Annotated in this window: 16 protein-coding genes and 2 tRNA genes; 13 read left to right on the top strand and 5 right to left on the bottom strand. The window is 68.1% G+C overall.

The genetic code is table 11. The features are described 5' to 3' along the window. The first annotated feature begins 116 nt into the window (after window positions 1-116). The 5 genes from moaA to CUJ89_RS05645 all read left to right on the top strand — a co-directional run bounded on the left by moaA (window position 117) and on the right by CUJ89_RS05645 (window position 4,077). Window positions 117-1,229, top strand: a complete 1,113-nt coding sequence (gene moaA / locus CUJ89_RS05665; protein WP_114176491.1) for a GTP 3',8-cyclase MoaA — start codon at window positions 117-119, stop codon at window positions 1,227-1,229. A gap of 28 nt (window positions 1,230-1,257) precedes the next feature. Next, a complete protein-coding gene (gene mobA / locus CUJ89_RS05660) occupies window positions 1,258-1,875 on the top strand; it encodes a molybdenum cofactor guanylyltransferase MobA (protein WP_114176490.1) in 618 nt (205 codons plus the stop codon). 112 nt (window positions 1,876-1,987) lie between these two features. Continuing rightward, the gene (glp, locus tag CUJ89_RS05655; RefSeq protein ID WP_114176489.1) at window positions 1,988-3,280 is read left to right on the top strand and encodes a gephyrin-like molybdotransferase Glp; all 1,293 of its coding nucleotides are present in this window, start codon (window positions 1,988-1,990) and stop codon (window positions 3,278-3,280) included. A gap of 39 nt (window positions 3,281-3,319) precedes the next feature. Further along, on the top strand, window positions 3,320-3,595 hold the full coding sequence (locus CUJ89_RS05650) for a hypothetical protein (RefSeq protein ID WP_006476519.1): 276 nt from the start codon (window positions 3,320-3,322) through the stop codon (window positions 3,593-3,595). After that, on the top strand, window positions 3,592-4,077 hold the full coding sequence (locus CUJ89_RS05645; RefSeq protein ID WP_114176488.1) for a GNAT family N-acetyltransferase: 486 nt from the start codon (window positions 3,592-3,594) through the stop codon (window positions 4,075-4,077). The genes CUJ89_RS05650 and CUJ89_RS05645 overlap by 4 nt, the downstream gene beginning before the upstream one ends. A gap of 88 nt (window positions 4,078-4,165) precedes the next feature. Here the strand turns inward: CUJ89_RS05645 and rmuC are convergent, their stop codons facing one another. The 5 genes from rmuC to pncB form a co-directional block, all read right to left on the bottom strand. Beyond that, window positions 4,166-5,644 (bottom strand): DNA recombination protein RmuC, encoded by a 1,479-nt coding sequence (rmuC, locus tag CUJ89_RS05640; RefSeq protein ID WP_114176487.1) that lies wholly within the window; start codon window positions 5,642-5,644, stop codon window positions 4,166-4,168. Further along, window positions 5,641-6,630: a 2-hydroxyacid dehydrogenase gene (locus CUJ89_RS05635; RefSeq protein ID WP_114178500.1), complete on the bottom strand. Its 990-nt coding sequence runs from the start codon at window positions 6,628-6,630 to the stop codon at window positions 5,641-5,643. Before CUJ89_RS05635 ends, rmuC begins: the two co-directional genes overlap by 4 nt. An 81-nt stretch (window positions 6,631-6,711) precedes the next feature. Beyond that, the gene (locus CUJ89_RS05630; RefSeq protein ID WP_114176486.1) at window positions 6,712-8,142 is read right to left on the bottom strand and encodes a sodium:proton antiporter; all 1,431 of its coding nucleotides are present in this window, start codon (window positions 8,140-8,142) and stop codon (window positions 6,712-6,714) included. Window positions 8,143-8,185: 43 nt separating this feature from the next. After that, window positions 8,186-8,848, bottom strand: a complete 663-nt coding sequence (locus CUJ89_RS05625) for a LutC/YkgG family protein (RefSeq protein WP_114176485.1) — start codon at window positions 8,846-8,848, stop codon at window positions 8,186-8,188. 88 nt (window positions 8,849-8,936) lie between these two features. Further along, complete coding sequence (gene pncB, locus CUJ89_RS05620; protein WP_114176484.1) at window positions 8,937-10,136, bottom strand: nicotinate phosphoribosyltransferase; 1,200 nt, start codon at window positions 10,134-10,136, stop codon at window positions 8,937-8,939. Window positions 10,137-10,436: 300 nt separating this feature from the next. Here pncB and fdxA point away from each other — a divergent pair, with 300 nt between their 5' ends. The 8 genes from fdxA to CUJ89_RS05575 all read left to right on the top strand — a co-directional run bounded on the left by fdxA (window position 10,437) and on the right by CUJ89_RS05575 (window position 14,819). Then, on the top strand, window positions 10,437-10,760 hold the full coding sequence (fdxA, locus tag CUJ89_RS05610) for a ferredoxin FdxA (protein WP_034183076.1): 324 nt from the start codon (window positions 10,437-10,439) through the stop codon (window positions 10,758-10,760). A 96-nt stretch (window positions 10,761-10,856) separates the two neighbouring features. Beyond that, window positions 10,857-10,932: transfer RNA gene (locus tag CUJ89_RS05605), tRNA-Asn, on the top strand. Between the two features lie 71 nt (window positions 10,933-11,003). Beyond that, a tRNA-Asn gene (locus tag CUJ89_RS05600) sits at window positions 11,004-11,079 on the top strand. A 119-nt stretch (window positions 11,080-11,198) separates the two neighbouring features. Then, window positions 11,199-11,684 carry a CreA family protein gene (locus CUJ89_RS05595; protein WP_114176483.1) on the top strand — a complete coding sequence of 162 codons (486 nt, stop codon included), beginning with the start codon at window positions 11,199-11,201 and terminating at the stop codon, window positions 11,682-11,684. Window positions 11,685-11,746: 62 nt separating this feature from the next. Beyond that, a complete protein-coding gene (locus tag CUJ89_RS05590) occupies window positions 11,747-12,646 on the top strand; it encodes an AraC family transcriptional regulator (protein WP_114176482.1) in 900 nt (299 codons plus the stop codon). 133 nt (window positions 12,647-12,779) lie between these two features. After that, the gene (locus tag CUJ89_RS05585) at window positions 12,780-13,547 is read left to right on the top strand and encodes an AzlC family ABC transporter permease (protein WP_114176481.1); all 768 of its coding nucleotides are present in this window, start codon (window positions 12,780-12,782) and stop codon (window positions 13,545-13,547) included. Further along, complete coding sequence (locus CUJ89_RS05580; RefSeq protein WP_034183072.1) at window positions 13,544-13,882, top strand: AzlD domain-containing protein; 339 nt, start codon at window positions 13,544-13,546, stop codon at window positions 13,880-13,882. Before CUJ89_RS05585 ends, CUJ89_RS05580 begins: the two co-directional genes overlap by 4 nt. A gap of 160 nt (window positions 13,883-14,042) precedes the next feature. Continuing rightward, complete coding sequence (locus tag CUJ89_RS05575) at window positions 14,043-14,819, top strand: DUF4088 family protein (protein ID WP_114176480.1); 777 nt, start codon at window positions 14,043-14,045, stop codon at window positions 14,817-14,819. The last annotated feature ends 7 nt before the right edge of the window (window positions 14,820-14,826 follow it).

The following is a 14,826-nucleotide window of genomic DNA, read 5'->3' as shown; positions in this document are numbered from 1 at the left end:
ACCAGGAAAAGCCCGCCTCCGGCGGGCTTTTTCACGTTCGTGCTGCGGGTTTCCGCCCACCGGACCGGTCGGCCGCTTGCGGCTAAAATAGAAGCTTGGCTCGCACTTCTTTCAACATGTCCCGACGCATCATTCCTCTCGCCGACGTCAGCGGGATGCCGGACGTCTCCGGCGTCGCGCATGCCCCTGACGGCACGCTGGCCGACACGTTCGCCAGGCCGCTGCGCGACCTGCGCATTTCGGTGACGGACCGCTGCAACTTCCGTTGCGTGTACTGCATGCCGCGCGCGGTATTCGACAAGGACTACCCGTTCCTGCCGCACAGCGCGCTGCTCACGCTCGAGGAAATCGAACGCGTGGCGCGACTCTTTGTCGCACACGGCGTCGAGAAAATTCGCATCACGGGCGGAGAGCCGCTGCTGCGCAAGAATCTCGAATTCCTGATCGAGCGCCTCGCACGCCTGACAACGCATGACGGCCGCCCGCTCGACCTGACGCTCACGACCAACGGCTCGCTGCTCGCGCGCAAGGCGCGCGCGCTGAAGGACGCCGGGCTCACGCGCGTGACGGTCAGCCTCGACGCGCTCGACGATACGCTGTTCAAGCGCATGAACGATGCCGAGTTCGCAAGCGCCGACGTGCTCGATGGCATCTTCGCCGCCCAGGCCGCTGGCCTCGCGCCGGTCAAGGTCAACATGGTCGTGAAGCGCGGCACCAACGACAGCGAGATCCTGCCGATGGCCGAGCGTTTCCGCGGCACCGGCGTGATCCTGCGCTTCATCGAATACATGGACGTCGGCACGTCGAACGGCTGGAACATGACCGAGGTGCTGCCGTCGGCGGACGTCATCGCGCGAATCGCCGAACATTTCCCGCTCGTGCCGCTCGAGCCGCATACGGCGGCCGAAACCGCGCAGCGCTGGGGTTATGCGGACGGCAGCGGCGAGCTCGGCGTGATCTCGAGCGTCACACAGGCCTTCTGCGGCGACTGCACGCGCGCGCGGCTGTCGACCGAAGGCAAGCTGTACCTGTGCCTGTTCGCATCGACGGGCCACGACCTGCGCGCGCTCGTGCGCGGCGGCGCGAGCGACGCCGAGATCGCGACCGCGATCGCCCGCATCTGGCAGGCCCGCACCGACCGCTATTCGCAACTGCGCGGCAGCGCGTCTGCCGACGCCGCGCCCGACGGCACGGGCAAGCGCGTCGAAATGTCGTATATCGGCGGCTGACGCACGTCGCCCTGCCCGCCTTCGAACGATGCCCGCTCCCGCCCCTCTTTTAATCGCCGGCCTGCTGCTCGCAGGCGGGCGCGCCACGCGCATGGACGGCGTCGACAAGGGCCTGCAGCTGCTCGACGGCACGCCGCTCGCGCTGCACGTGCTGCGCCGGCTTTCGCCGCAGGTCGACGAGACGCTGATCAGCGCGAATCGTCATGCAGATCGCTATGCCGAACTCGGCGCGCCGTTCGACGCGCGCATCGTCGCCGACGAAACGTCCGATTTTCCCGGCCCGCTCGCGGGCCTGCTCGCCGGCATGCGGGCGGCGCGCGCGCCGCTCGTCGCGTGCTCGCCGTGCGACACGCCGTATCTGCCCGCCGACCTCGTCGCGCGGCTGCATGCGGCGCTCGACGCGCAGCAGGCCGACATCGCGATGGCGGTGACCGTCGACGCGCAGCAGGCGCGCTCGCCGCAGCCGACGTTCGCGCTGCTGCGCACGTCGCTGGCCGACGATCTCGCCGCCCGGCTCGCGGCCGGCGACCGCAAGGTGCGTGCGTGGTACGCACGCCACAAGACGGTCGAAGTCGAGTTTCGCGACGAGCGTGCGTTTTACAATGCCAACTCCTGGCAGGAACTCGCCGCGCTGGCCCGCCGCTGACGGCGCCCGCGCCGTTCCCGCCCGGCGCCCGCCGCACGCGAAACCCGCGCCCAGGCACCCTCCTCGCGCCACCGGCCACGAACCCGATACGCCTCGCGGCGCAGTCCGACTGATGATCACGCAATCCTCGCCCGCCTCCCGAACCGCACCCGATGCCCCGCTGTCGCTCGCCGACGCGCAGGCGCTCGCGTGCCGCTTCGCGGTGCCCGTCGATGCGTGCGACACGGTGACGCTGCGCGATGCGCTTGACCGCGTGCTCGCGGCCGACGTGAACGCGCCGTTCGATATTCCCGCGTACGACAACTCGGCGATGGACGGCTATGCGTTCGACGGCGGCGCCGGCGCGCCCGTGTCGCCGCAGGGGGACGTCGCGATGACGGTCGCCGGCACCGCGTTCGCCGGCCATCCGTTCGACGGCGCCGTGGCGGCCGGTTCATGCGTCCGCATCATGACGGGCGCGCCGATGCCGGCCGGATGCAACACGGTGATTCCGCAGGAACGCGTGCGCGTCGACGGCGACACGATCCGCTTCGCCGCGCACGACGTCGCGCGCGGCGCGAACTGCCGCAAGGCCGGCGAGGATCTCGCGCGCGGCGCCTGTGCGCTCGCCGCGGGCCGCATCCTGCGGCCGTCCGATCTCGGCCTGCTCGCCTCGTTCGGCGTCACCGACGTCACGGTGCGCCGGCGCGTGCGCGTCGCCGTGTTCTCGACCGGCGACGAATTGCGCGAGCCTGGCGAACCGCTCGGCCGCGGCGCGCTGTACGACAGCAATCGCGGGATGTTGATCGCGATGCTCGAAAAACTGCACGTCGACGCGGTCGATCTCGGGATCGTCCGGGACGACCCGGCCGCGCTCGAAGCCGCGTTGCGCGACGCCGTCGCCGCGCAGGCCGACGCGGTGATCACGTCGGGCGGCGTATCGGTCGGCGAAGCCGACTTCACGCGCGACGTGATGGCGCGGCTCGGCGACGTCACGTTCGCGAGCCTCGCGCTGCGGCCCGGCCGGCCGCTCGCGTGCGGCACGCTCGCGCGCGCGGCCGGCGGCGCCGGTCACGCGCTGTTCTTCGGGTTGCCCGGCAATCCGGTCGCGTCTGCCGTGACGTTCTACGCGATCGTACGCCCCGCGCTGCTGACGCTGGCCGGCGCGCAGACGCCGCCGCCCGCGATGTACACGGCACTCAGCACGCATGCGCTGAAGACACGTCCGGGCCGCACCGAATACCTGCGCGGCATTGCGACGCGCGCCGCCGACGGCCGCTGGCACGTCGCGCCGGCCGGTTCGCAGAGTTCCGCGTCGCTGAGCGGCCTTGCAGCCGCCAACTGCTTCATCGTCCTGGGCCACGATACCGCGGCAGTCGACGCGGGCGCCCCGGTCGACATCCTGCCGCTCGACGGCCTGATCTGAATTCCACAATCGGTATATCTCTACGGGGGCAATCCGCACATGAAGAAACAAATTTCGTCGATCGCCGCGGGTCAGACCGCGAAGGCGCTGATCCTCGTCTACCTGACGTTCAGCGTGCCGATCGTGCTGCTCGGCATTCTCGTCGCGTATATCCGCTACGGCATGGTCGAACTGAGCACGATCCTGAGCGCGCTGCTGCTGAACGCCATCCTCGGCTTCGTGCTGCTGTGGATCGCGTGCCATGCGTATAACTGGGTCGCGTCGCGCTTCGGCGGCATCGAGATCGTGCTGTCCGATCCGCCGGAGGAAGCGTGAGCGGCACGCCGCTGATCCGTGCGGCCGAAGCGCGCGACGTCGGCGCGATCCTCGCGCTGATGCGCGAGCTGGCCGAGTTCGAGAAACTCACGCACCTGTTCGTCGCAACCGAGGCGGATCTCGCCGACGCGCTGTTCGGCGAGCGGCCTGCCGCCGAAGCGCGGGTGGCCGAGCACGACGGCGCGATCGTCGCGTATGCGCTGTTCTTCCACAACTATTCGACGTTCCTCGGCCGTCGCGGCCTCTATCTCGAGGATCTGTACGTGCAGCCGTCGCAGCGCGGCACGGGCCTCGGCACCGCGATGCTGCGTCACCTCGCAGCACTGGCCGTCGAGCGCCGTTGCGGCCGCTTCGAATGGTCAGTCCTCGACTGGAACCAGCCCGCGATCGATTTCTACGAAAAGATGGGTGCGACCGTGCTGCCCGACTGGCGCATCGTCCGCGTGACGGGCGACGCGCTGGACTCGCTTGCCGGACATTGAGCGCGGGCCGGCCGCGCCGGTGATCGCTTCAAAGAAAACGGGCGCCGCGGCGCCCGTTTTTCGTTCCTGCCGATTTCGGCAACGCGCATCACGCGTCGTCGGCATCGGCGCCGTCCGCGCCTTCCGCGCCGAGCAACCCGGCCGCCGCGTCGCCCGGCAGCGCCTCGACCTGCTTCAGTTTGCGGCTCATCACGCGCGTGCGCTGCTCGGCGGACTCGATCGAGCGCGTGACCGTTTCGAGTTGCGCCTTCGTGCGCGCGAGCACGTCGCCGAACTTGCCGAACTCCGTTTTTACCGCGCCGAGCACCTGCCACACCTCGCTCGACCGCTGCTCGATCGCGAGCGTGCGGAACCCCATCTGCAGGCTGTTCAGCAGCGCGGTGAGCGTCGTCGGCCCGGCGACCGTCACGCGATAGTCGCGCTGCAGCAGGTCGGTCAGCCCCGGACGGCGCAGGATCTCCGCATAGAGCCCCTCAGTCGGCAGGAACAGCAGCGCGAAATCGGTCGTGTGCGGCGGCGCGACGTACTTCTCGGCGATCGTGCGCGCCTCCTGCCGCACGCGCGCTTCGAGCGCACGGGCCGCCTCCTCGACCGCCACCGCATCGGCGCGCTCCTGCGCGTCGATCAGCCGCTCGTAATCCTCGCGCGGGAATTTCGCGTCGATCGGCAGCCACACTGGCGGCGCATCGCGCGTACCGGCCTCGCGGCCCGGCAGCCGGATCGCGAACTCGACGCGCTCGGTGCTCTTCGGCACCGTCGCGACGTTCTTTGCGTACTGGTCGGGCGTGAGCATCTGTTCGAGCAACGCCTCGAGTTGCACTTCGCCCCAGGTACCGCGCGTCTTCACGTTGGTCAGCACCTTCTTCAGGTCGCCGACGCCCGCCGCGAGCGTCTGCATCTCGCCGAGCCCGCGATGCACCTGCTCGAGCCGGTCGGACACGAGCTTGAACGATTCGCCGAGCCGGTGCTCGAGCGTCGCGTGCAGCTTCTCGTCGACGGTGCGGCGCATTTCCTCGAGCTTCGCCGCGTTGTTGGTCTCGATTTCCTTCAACCGCTGTTCGAGCGTCGCGCGCACTTCGCCGATCCGGCGGTCGTTCGCCTCGGTCAGTTGCGTGAGCTGCCGGTTCAACGTATCGCCGAACAGCCTGAGCGCGCCCGTCTGTTCCTCGCGCGCCTGCTGCGCCTGGCGCTGCACGCTCTCGCGCATCGCGTCGAACTGCTGCGCATTGCCGGCGACGAGCTTGCCGAGCTGCTGCGCGAAGCCCTCGATCTGGTTGTTCTGCACGGTCGCCACGCTCGTCAGCTGCGCGGCGAGCGTCTGCTGAAGCTGCGCGAAGCTGCCGGCCAGCTCGGTGCGCGAGCCGCGCGCGTTCTCGACGATCTCGCCGCGCAATTCGCGTTCGAGCCGCTCGACCGCGCGCGCCTGCGCATGCGCGGCGTCCTCGATCTGGTCACCGAGTACCGCGGCATCGTCAAGGCGACCGCCACCGCGCACGATCGCGACGATCGCCACCGCGAGCGCAACGGCCAGCACGACGACCGCCGCAAGCAACAACGTCATCGTCATGCGCGCGGCTTCCCGATCACATCAGGGTTGATCGGATTCGGCGGCTGCCCTGCGCGCGGCCCCTCGCCCAAGGCGGCGATCAGGTTGTCGGCGGCGAGGTCCGCCATCGCGCGGCGCGTCTTTTCGGTCGCGCTCGCGATATGCGGCGTCAGCACGACGTTCGGCACCTCGAGCAGCGCCGGATGCACGGTCGGCTCGCCTTCGTACACGTCGAGGCCGGCCGCGGCGATCGTCCCGTCGCGCAGTGCGACGGCCAGCGCTGCATCGTCGACGATCCCGCCGCGCGCGATGTTGGTCAGCGTCGCGGTGGGCTTCATCTTCGCGAGTTCGGCCGCGCCGATCGTGTGATGGTTCTCCTGCGTGTACGGCAGCACGAGCACGACGTGATCGGCACGCGCGAGCAGCGCATCCTTCGACACGTATTCGGCATTCAGCTCGGCCTCGATCGAGGGCGCGACGCGCGACCGGTTGTGATAGACCACCTCCATCCCGAAGCCGCGCGCGCGGCGCGCGAGCGCCTGGCCGATGCGGCCCATCCCGATGATGCCGAGCGTCGAGCCGTAAATATCGGTGCCGAGGAAACCGTCGTACGCCCACTTCTGCCAGTGACCGGCGCGCAGCCAGTGTTCGGATTCGGCGATCCGGCGCGCGGCGGCCATCATCAACGCCCAGCCGAAATCGGCGGTCGACTCGTTCAGCACGTCGGGCGTGTTGGTGCCGAGCACGTTCGCCGCGTTGAACGCGGCCATGTCGAAATTGTTGTAGCCGACCGCCATGTTCGACACGACGCGCAGGCGCGGCGCCGCCGCGAGCGCCGACGCGCCGACCGGGTCGCCTGCCGTCAGCGCGCCGTCCTTGTCGGCGAGACGCGCGGCAAGCGCGTCGGCGGCAAGCGCGTCGCCGTTGTTCCAGTCGACTTCGAAATACTGCTTGAGCCGTTCGATCACGTCCGGAAAGATCGGACGCGCGACCAGGATCTTCTGCATCGCCATCTCCGCATGTCGCGGACGGATCGCAGCGCGCCGTGCGCCGCCGGGGCCGCCCGCTCGAGGTTGAAAATCGTCAGCTTACGCCGTGAAGAAAAGCCACGACGTCAGCAGGAATACCGGTATCAGGACGACGAGCGCCCAGCCGAGATACGCGAAGAAGCTCGGCATCTTCACGCCGCGCGATTCGGCGATCGCCTTCACCATGAAGTTCGGCGCGTTGCCGATATAGCTGTTCGCGCCCATGAACACCGCGCCCGCGGAAATCGCGGCGAGCGTCGAGGCGCCGGTCGTCATCAGCGTCTGCGCATCGCCGCCCGCGAGGTTGAAGAACACGAGATAGGTCGGTGCGTTGTCGAGGAACGACGACAGGATGCCCGTCGCCCAGAAGTACATCGCGTCGATCGGCTTGCCGTCCGGCCCCGTGACGAGATGGACGATGTGCGCGAACGCGCCGTCCGCACCCGCGCGCAGGATCACGATCACCGGCGCGATCGTCACGAAGATCCCCGCGAACAGCTTCGCGACTTCCTCGATCGGCGCCCAGTTGAACGCGTTGCCCTCGCGCGCTGAACGCGGCGTCAGCGCGAGCGATGCGAGCGTCACGCCGATGAGCGCGACGTCGCGCGCGAGGTTCTGCAGCGCGACGTGCGTGCCCCACACGTCGAACGTGATGCCCGGCTTCCAGATGCCGCTCATCAGCACGAGCACGATCACGGCCGCGAGCAGCACGAAGTTGATCTTGCCGTCGATCGACAGCGCGGCGCTGTCGGGCGTCGGATCGAGTACAGCCGGTCGCTCCTCGCCGCCCTTGCGGTAGAAGTACGTGTCGAGCACGAAGAACAGCGTCAGCAGCACGACGCAGATGAACAGCATCGGCAGCGCGAGATGCGTGGTCGTCCAGAAGAAGCTCACGCCGTTCAGGAAGCCGAGGAACAGCGGCGGATCGCCGAGCGGCGACAGCGAGCCGCCCGCGTTCGCGACGAGGAAAATGAAGAAGATCACGACGTGCACGACATGCTTGCGGTTGTCGTTTGCGCGCAGCAGCGGCCGGATCAGCAGCATCGCGGCGCCCGTCGTGCCCATTACGCTCGCGAGCAGCGTGCCGAGCGCGAGGATCGCGGTGTTCAGCTTCGGCGTGCCGTGCAGGTTGCCGTTCACGCAGATGCCGCCCGCGACCGTATAGAGCGCGGTGAGCAGCACGATGAACGGGATGTATTCCTCGAGCAGCGCATGCACGAGCGTGCCGAACGCGGTGCCCGCGCCGAACGCTACCGCGAACGGAACCAGGAACGCGATCGCCCACCCGGCGGCGATCTTGCCGAAGTGGTGATGCCAGAACACCGGGGCGACGAGCGGGAACACCGCGATGGACAGCAGGACCCCGGCGAACGGGATGCCCCAGAGCGCGGACAACGTGGCACCGTCGAGCGTTGCGGCCGATGCGAGCGCGGGAACGGCGCCAAGCGCGATTCCCGACGCCATGCCCGCCCAGGCGGCATGTCGTTTCATGCAGTACTTCCTTGTTCGAGTGGTGGTGGATGCGGCGGGCGCGTCATGCGCCCCGTACGACGATCGCGTGAACGCGGTACGGGCCGTGCGCACCCAGGACGATGGTCTGCTCGATGTCGCCCGTGCGCGACGGGCCCGACACGAAATTGACCGCGCGCGGCAATTCGCCGCGCTCCGCGCGGATCAGCGCGAACGCATCTTCATGACCGGCGACGATCCGCGATGCCGGCACGATCGCGATGTGCGTTTCCGGCAGCAGGCCGGCCGACGCATAGGTGTCGGGGCCGGACAGCAGCACCAGCGAACCCGTCTCGGCGGTCGCGCAAAAACAGCCCGTGAGGCCGACGAGATCGCCGTCGCGCGGCTTGCGGCATTCGACCGACAGGCCTGCGCCTGCCCAGTCGAGATCGGCCAGCGTGCGCCACGCGACGGCTTGCGTCGGCAGGCCGTGAGCGGAAAGATAGCGGGCGGCAGCGGCGGGCGCGTCAGCTAGCGTCGCGACTTCGTCGACCGTCGTCGACAGACGCGCCGCTTCGTCGACGAATGCAGCGACGAGATCGGCCGGCACCGGCGGGCGCGGGCCTTGCGGATGACGGGCGAGATAGTCGGCGACGCCGTCGCGCTCCGCTGCTTCGGGTTCGGCCGCGCGCCCCTGCGCCGCGCGGATGCGCGCGAGGATCTGGCGACGGGCAGCGGAAGTGTCCATGAACGGTCCTCGTGACGTTGGCGGGCGATACCGTCGGATTATACCGGCCGCCCTTGCCGTGATGCAGCGTTGGCCGTCCGGCCGACGCTCACTTCGACACGTCTTCCTCGACCGGTTGCGCGATGCCGAACACCTGGCGCAGGTACGCGAGATACGCCTTGTCGTCGCACATGCTCTTGCCCGGCGAATCCGACAGCTTCGCGACCGGCTGGCCGTTGCACCGGACCATCTTGATCACGATCTGCAGCGGCACGTAGCCGAGATCGTTGGTGAGGTTCGTGCCGACGCCGAACGCGAGCTTGCAGCGGCCGCGGAACCGTTCGTACAGTTGCATGACCTTCGGGATGTCGAGCGCGTCCGAGAAGACGAGCACTTTCGTGCGCGGGTCGCAACGGTTCGCCTCGTAATGGCGCAGCATCCGCTCGCCCCACTCGAACGGATCGCCCGAATCGTGGCGCGCGCCGTCGAACAGCTTGCAGAAGTACATGTCGAAGTCGTTCAGGAACGCGTCCATCCCGTAGACGTCCGACAGCGCGATCCCGAGGTCGCCGCGGTATTCCTTCGCCCACATCTCGAAGCCGTAGATCTGCGAATCGCGCAGCCGCGGACCGAGTGCCTGGCACGCCTGCAGGTATTCGTGAGCCATCGTGCCGAGCGGCGTGATGTCATGCTTCATTGCGTACAGCACGTTGCTGGTGCCCGCGAACTGCGGGCCGAGGCCGTCGCGCAGCGTGAGCGCGACCTCCTCGTGCCAGACCTTCGAGAAGCGCCGGCGCGTGCCGTAGTCGGCGATCTTGCAGTCGGCGAACTCGGGCTCCGCGCCGAGCAGCTTGATCTTCTCGCGCAGCCGCTCCCGGCCTTCGCGATAGTCGGGCTCGCGCTGCGTGTTGCGGAAATAGACCTCGTTGACGATCGCGAGCACCGGGATCTCGAACAGGATCGTGTGCAGCCACGGCCCCACGATCTCGATGTCGATCTCGCCGTTGCCCTTCGGCGACGGCGTGATCGAGATGTACTTCTCGTTCAGGTGGAACAGCGCGAGGAAGTCGACGAAATCGCTCTTGATGAAGCGCATCCGCCGCAGGTAGTCGAGTTCGACGTCGGTGAAGCGCAGCGCGCACAGGCCGCGGACCTCGTCGCGAATCTCGTCGATGTACGGCACGAGATCGACACCGGGTGTGCGGCACTTGAAGCGGTACTCCACGCTTGCGGCGGGGAAGTGATGCAGGACGACCTGCATCATCGTGAACTTGTAGAGATCCGTGTCGAGCAGCGAAGTGATGATCATGATTACGGCACCGCCAATATCGTGACAGGGCCCCGGCGCACCGCGCGCCGCCCGGTCTGTCGGCCATGTTACCCGAATGCGGGCCCGACCATCGTGAAACCGCGCGCCGCCCTGCTCCCGTCGCGCCGGCGCACGGTACGCGGGTACCCGTTGGCGCACCCTCGGCGGGCCCCCATAAACTAATCACGAAACGATATAAGCCGGATAGCCGACCACGCCATACGGGTTTTGCGCTTCAGTTACAATGCCGCTTTTGGCGCAAACGCCACCCCATATATACCGCCAAGCAGGAGCGTTTTAATGACTCACGTTGTGACCGAAGGCTGCATCAAGTGCAAATACACGGATTGCGTGGATGTGTGCCCGGTGGATTGCTTCCGTGAAGGTCCCAACTTTCTCGCCATCGATCCGGACGAGTGCATCGACTGCGCCGTGTGCGTCGCCGAGTGCCCGACCAATGCGATCTATGCCGAAGAAGACGTTCCGGGCGACCAGCAGCAGTTCACCGAGCTGAACGCGGAGCTGGCAAAGGGCTGGCCGTCGATCACGAAGACCAAGCCGGCGCCAGCCGATGCGGACGAGTGGAAGGACGTGCAGGACAAGCTGCACCTGCTCGAGCGCTGATCGCGCAGCGGCCGCGGAAATTTTTTGTGCGCTGCGGCCCAAAAGTATTGACAGGTTAGCCACCACCCCATAAAATCTCATTTCTCTGCTGTTTGTTCCCCGATAGCTCAGTTGGTAGAGCGCCGGACTGTTAATCCGTAGGTCCCTGGTTCGAGCCCAGGTCGGGGAGCCAAAAATTCAAAGGCCCGTTGAAAGTGAGCGGGCTTTTTGCTGGTTACCAAACACGCAGATGTACCAATTTATTCCCCGATAGCTCAGTTGGTAGAGCGCCGGACTGTTAATCCGTAGGTCCCTGGTTCGAGCCCAGGTCGGGGAGCCAGACAGTGAAAGGCCCGTCATTCGACGGGCCTTTTGTTTTTCCGGCCACCCTTTCGCCTTCCGTGGCCCGCTCCCGCGCATGCTAGAGTCTCCGTCCCGCATTCGCATCCGGTTCCGTCGATGAAGCACCGCCTCCTCTCCGTTGCACCACTCACCCTCCTGCTTTCCGCGTTCGCCGCCGCACCGCTCGCGCACGCGGAGGAAATCGGCAGCGTCAACACCCATTTCCGCGTAACGGGCTCCGATCGCGTGGTCGTCGAAGCGTATGACGATCCGGTCGTGAACGGCGTGACCTGCTACGTGTCGCGCGCCCGCACGGGCGGGATCAAGGGCACGCTCGGCGTCGCCGAGGATCCGAGCGAAGCGTCGATCGCGTGCCGGCAGGTCGGCCCGATCAGCTTCAAGGAGCCGCTCAAGCAGCAGACCGACGTGTTCAGCGAGCGCATGTCGTTCATCTTCAAGACGCTGCACGTCGTACGCGTGGTCGACAAGAAGCGCAACACGATCGTCTACCTGACCTACAGCGACCGCATCGTCAGCGGCAGCCCGAAGAACGCCGTCACCGCGGTGCCGATGCCGGCCGGCACGACGATTCCGGTCAAGTAAAGCCCGCGCCTGCCGGGCGCGCGAGCGATACACTGTCGGTTCGCCCGCCCTCGCGCCCGATCATGTCCGCCATCCGCCTTCCAGACTCCGCACGCTACTGGCGCACGCCGTTGCTGCCGGACGCGGATCTCGTCACGGCCACCTATCGCGACCACACGTTCGCGCCCCACTGGCACGACGCGTACACGATCCCCGTGATTCTCGAAGGCGCGGAACGCTACACCTGTCGCGGCAACGGCCATGTCGCCGAAACGGGCACCGTGCCGGTGATCAATCCCGGCGAAGTGCATACGGGTTCGCGCGCGGCCGACGAAGGCTGGTGCTATCGCGTCAGCTACATGCCGGTCGAGTTCATCCGCGCACTCACGAGTGCGATCGCGGGCCGCCCGCAGGATGCGCCGTGGTTTGCGCCCGACGTGATTCGCGACGCCGATCTTGCGGCCCGGCTCACGCTTGCGCACCGGATGATGGAGGCAGGCAGCGAACGCGCACTGCCCTCGCATGCGCATGGGCAGCCGGCCGATGATCCGGCGACCGGCGCACCGCGCATCTATGATCCGCTTGCCGCCGAAACGGCGATGCTCGACGCGCTGTCGACGCTGATCGTGCGCCATGCCGACGCGCTGCCGCGACCGGCGCCGCTCGCCGCGGACGAACCACGCGTCGACGCGATGCGCGAGCAGCTCGCCGCCGATCTCACGGGCACCGTGACGCTCGACGAAGTCGCGCAGGCGGCCGGCCTGTCGCCGTTCCACGCGGCGCGCCTGTTCACCCGCACGACCGGCATGCCGCCGCATGCCTGGCGCAACCAGTTGCGATTGCAGCGCGCGCTGGCGCCGCTGCGCGCGGGCGTGCCCGTCGCCGATGTCGCGGCGGCCAGCGGCTTCGTCGACCAGAGCCACTTCACGCGGCATTTCAAACGGATGTTTGGCGTGCCGCCCGGGCGCTGGCAGGCGAGCTGACGCGCGGTTTTCCGCATCCGGCACCCGGCCACCGCGATGCCGTCACGCCGGCAAGCGCTCAAGCGCCGGCCCCGATCCCGCGAGCGCAAGAACATACAAGCCGGCCAACCGCCGGCCCGCTATCCTCCAGTTCATGGAGAAGCGCTCTTTGAACCCGACACCTGCGTCGCCCCCTCGCCGCCCGCTCAACGAATGGCTCGACGGTGCGCGCGACACGATCCCGATGATGATCGGCGCGGCGCCGTTCGGCGTGATTTTCGGCACGCTCGTCGGCGGCGGCCCGCTTGCTGCGTGGCACGGCGCGCTGATGTCGCTCGCCGTGTTCGCAGGCTCCGCGCAGTTCATCGCGCTCGGCCTGATCGCTGGCAGCGCGAGCTTCGTCGTCGTGCTCGCGACGACGCTGATCGTGAACCTGCGCCACTTGCTGTACAGCGCGACACTCGCGCCCTATGTCGCGCACCTGCCGCTGCGCTGGCGCGCGACGCTCGGCGCGCTGATGACCGACGAGGTGTTCGCGGTCGCCTATGCGCACTACCGGCACTTCCCGCCCGGCGAAATCGGCCCCCACTATTTCTTCGGCTCCGGGCTCGCGATGTACCTGAACTGGCAGGTCTGGACGCTCGCGGGCATCGGCTTCGGCGCGGCGTTCCCGGGCCTGCAGTCGCTCGGCCTCGATTTCGCGATGGCGGCGACCTTCATCGCGATCGTCGTCCCGCAACTCGGCACGCTGCGCTATTTCGCGGCAGCCGCGACAGCCGGCACGCTCGCGTACTTCTGGCAGGGCTGGCCGTACAAGCTCGGGCTGCTCGGCGCGGTCGCCGCCGGCGTCGCGGTTGGCGTCGCGCTCGCGCTGCTGCACGAACGCGCGCGCGCCGGCTCGCGCACGGAGGCCGCATCGTGAGCTACGCGCTGCTGATCCTCGGGATGGCCGTCATCACGTACGCGATCCGCACGACGCTGTTCCTGTTCGGCGAGCGGCTGACCTTCCCGCCGCTCGTGCGGACCGCGCTCGGCTTCGTGCCCGTCACCGTGCTGACCGCGATCATCGTGCCGATGACCGTCTCGCCACATGGCGGCACGGCCGAACTGACCTGGCGCAATCCGCAGCTCGTCGGCGCGCTCGCCGCCGTGCTCGTGTCGGCGGCGACCCGCCGCCCGCTCGTGACGATCGCGGCGGGGCTCGCGGTGTTCTTTTTCTGGCAAGGGATCGTGCTGCCGCACTGGCTGCCCGCCTGAGAGGCGCGCCGCCACGCGCGCTCAAGTTTCCGCCCGGCGCGCCGATATAGGGAATGAAGACCCGCCACCGGCCTCGGCGCGCACCGGTCAGTCGACGCTGCGCCCGTACCGGTGCGCCGTGCCGGCCGCCGGCTTGCGCGGGCCGCCATCGAGACGATTCATGGGCCAGATCACCCTTTCCCTCAAGGACGACACGCTCGAGTCCCTGCGCAAGGACTACGATGCGTTCGTCCGCGTGTCGCTGAAACTCGACCCGCAGTTCGCGACGCCGTCGTTCGAGGATTTCCTGCGCGCCAAACTGCTCGACAACATGGTGCCGCTGACCGAGCACGCAGTGCAGCGGATGCTGCAGGGCGGCCAGTACGCGTGGGCCAAGCGCACGCTCGACAAGGAATTTCCGGACGTCGTCGCGATCCTGATGCGACAGGCCGGCGAATTCGGCTTCGGCTTCGCATCGCGCTCCGAATGGACCCCCGACGAACTCGCGAAGGCTTGCCGCGACTGGGCGAAGGCGATCGTCGCCGAAGCGCAGGGCGACCCGTCGCTGATCGACCCGCTCGCGTCGCAGATCAAAAGCGCGGCGCAGGACATCCAGACGCTCGAGGAACTGATGCAGACGCCCGCGTGGCGGCTCGCGGAATCGCTGCGGCAGCGGATCTACGAGGCAAAGCTCGCGTGCGAGATGAGCGTCGGCAGCACCGCGCGCGACAAGCTCGGCGAACTACGCGGCCTGCTGCGGCTCGGGCTCGCGCATGGCTCGTTCCAGAAGCAGGAAGCGCAGCAGATCATGGAATACCTGCGGCTGCTGAAGCCGGAGATCTTCGTCGAGGAGCCGTACGACGTCTTCGCGCGGCTCGCCGTGTGGCTGCGCAGCGTATTCACACCGGCTGCCGCTCGGCCGGCGCAGGGGCAAGGACAAGGGCAGCGCCGACCGTAACGGCGCG

The organism is Burkholderia pyrrocinia (assembly GCF_003330765.1).
Classification (GTDB): Bacteria; Pseudomonadota; Gammaproteobacteria; order Burkholderiales; family Burkholderiaceae; genus Burkholderia; species Burkholderia pyrrocinia_B.
The sequence above is the reverse complement of the archived record's forward strand: the minus strand, read 5'-3'. Positions and strand labels throughout refer to the sequence as shown.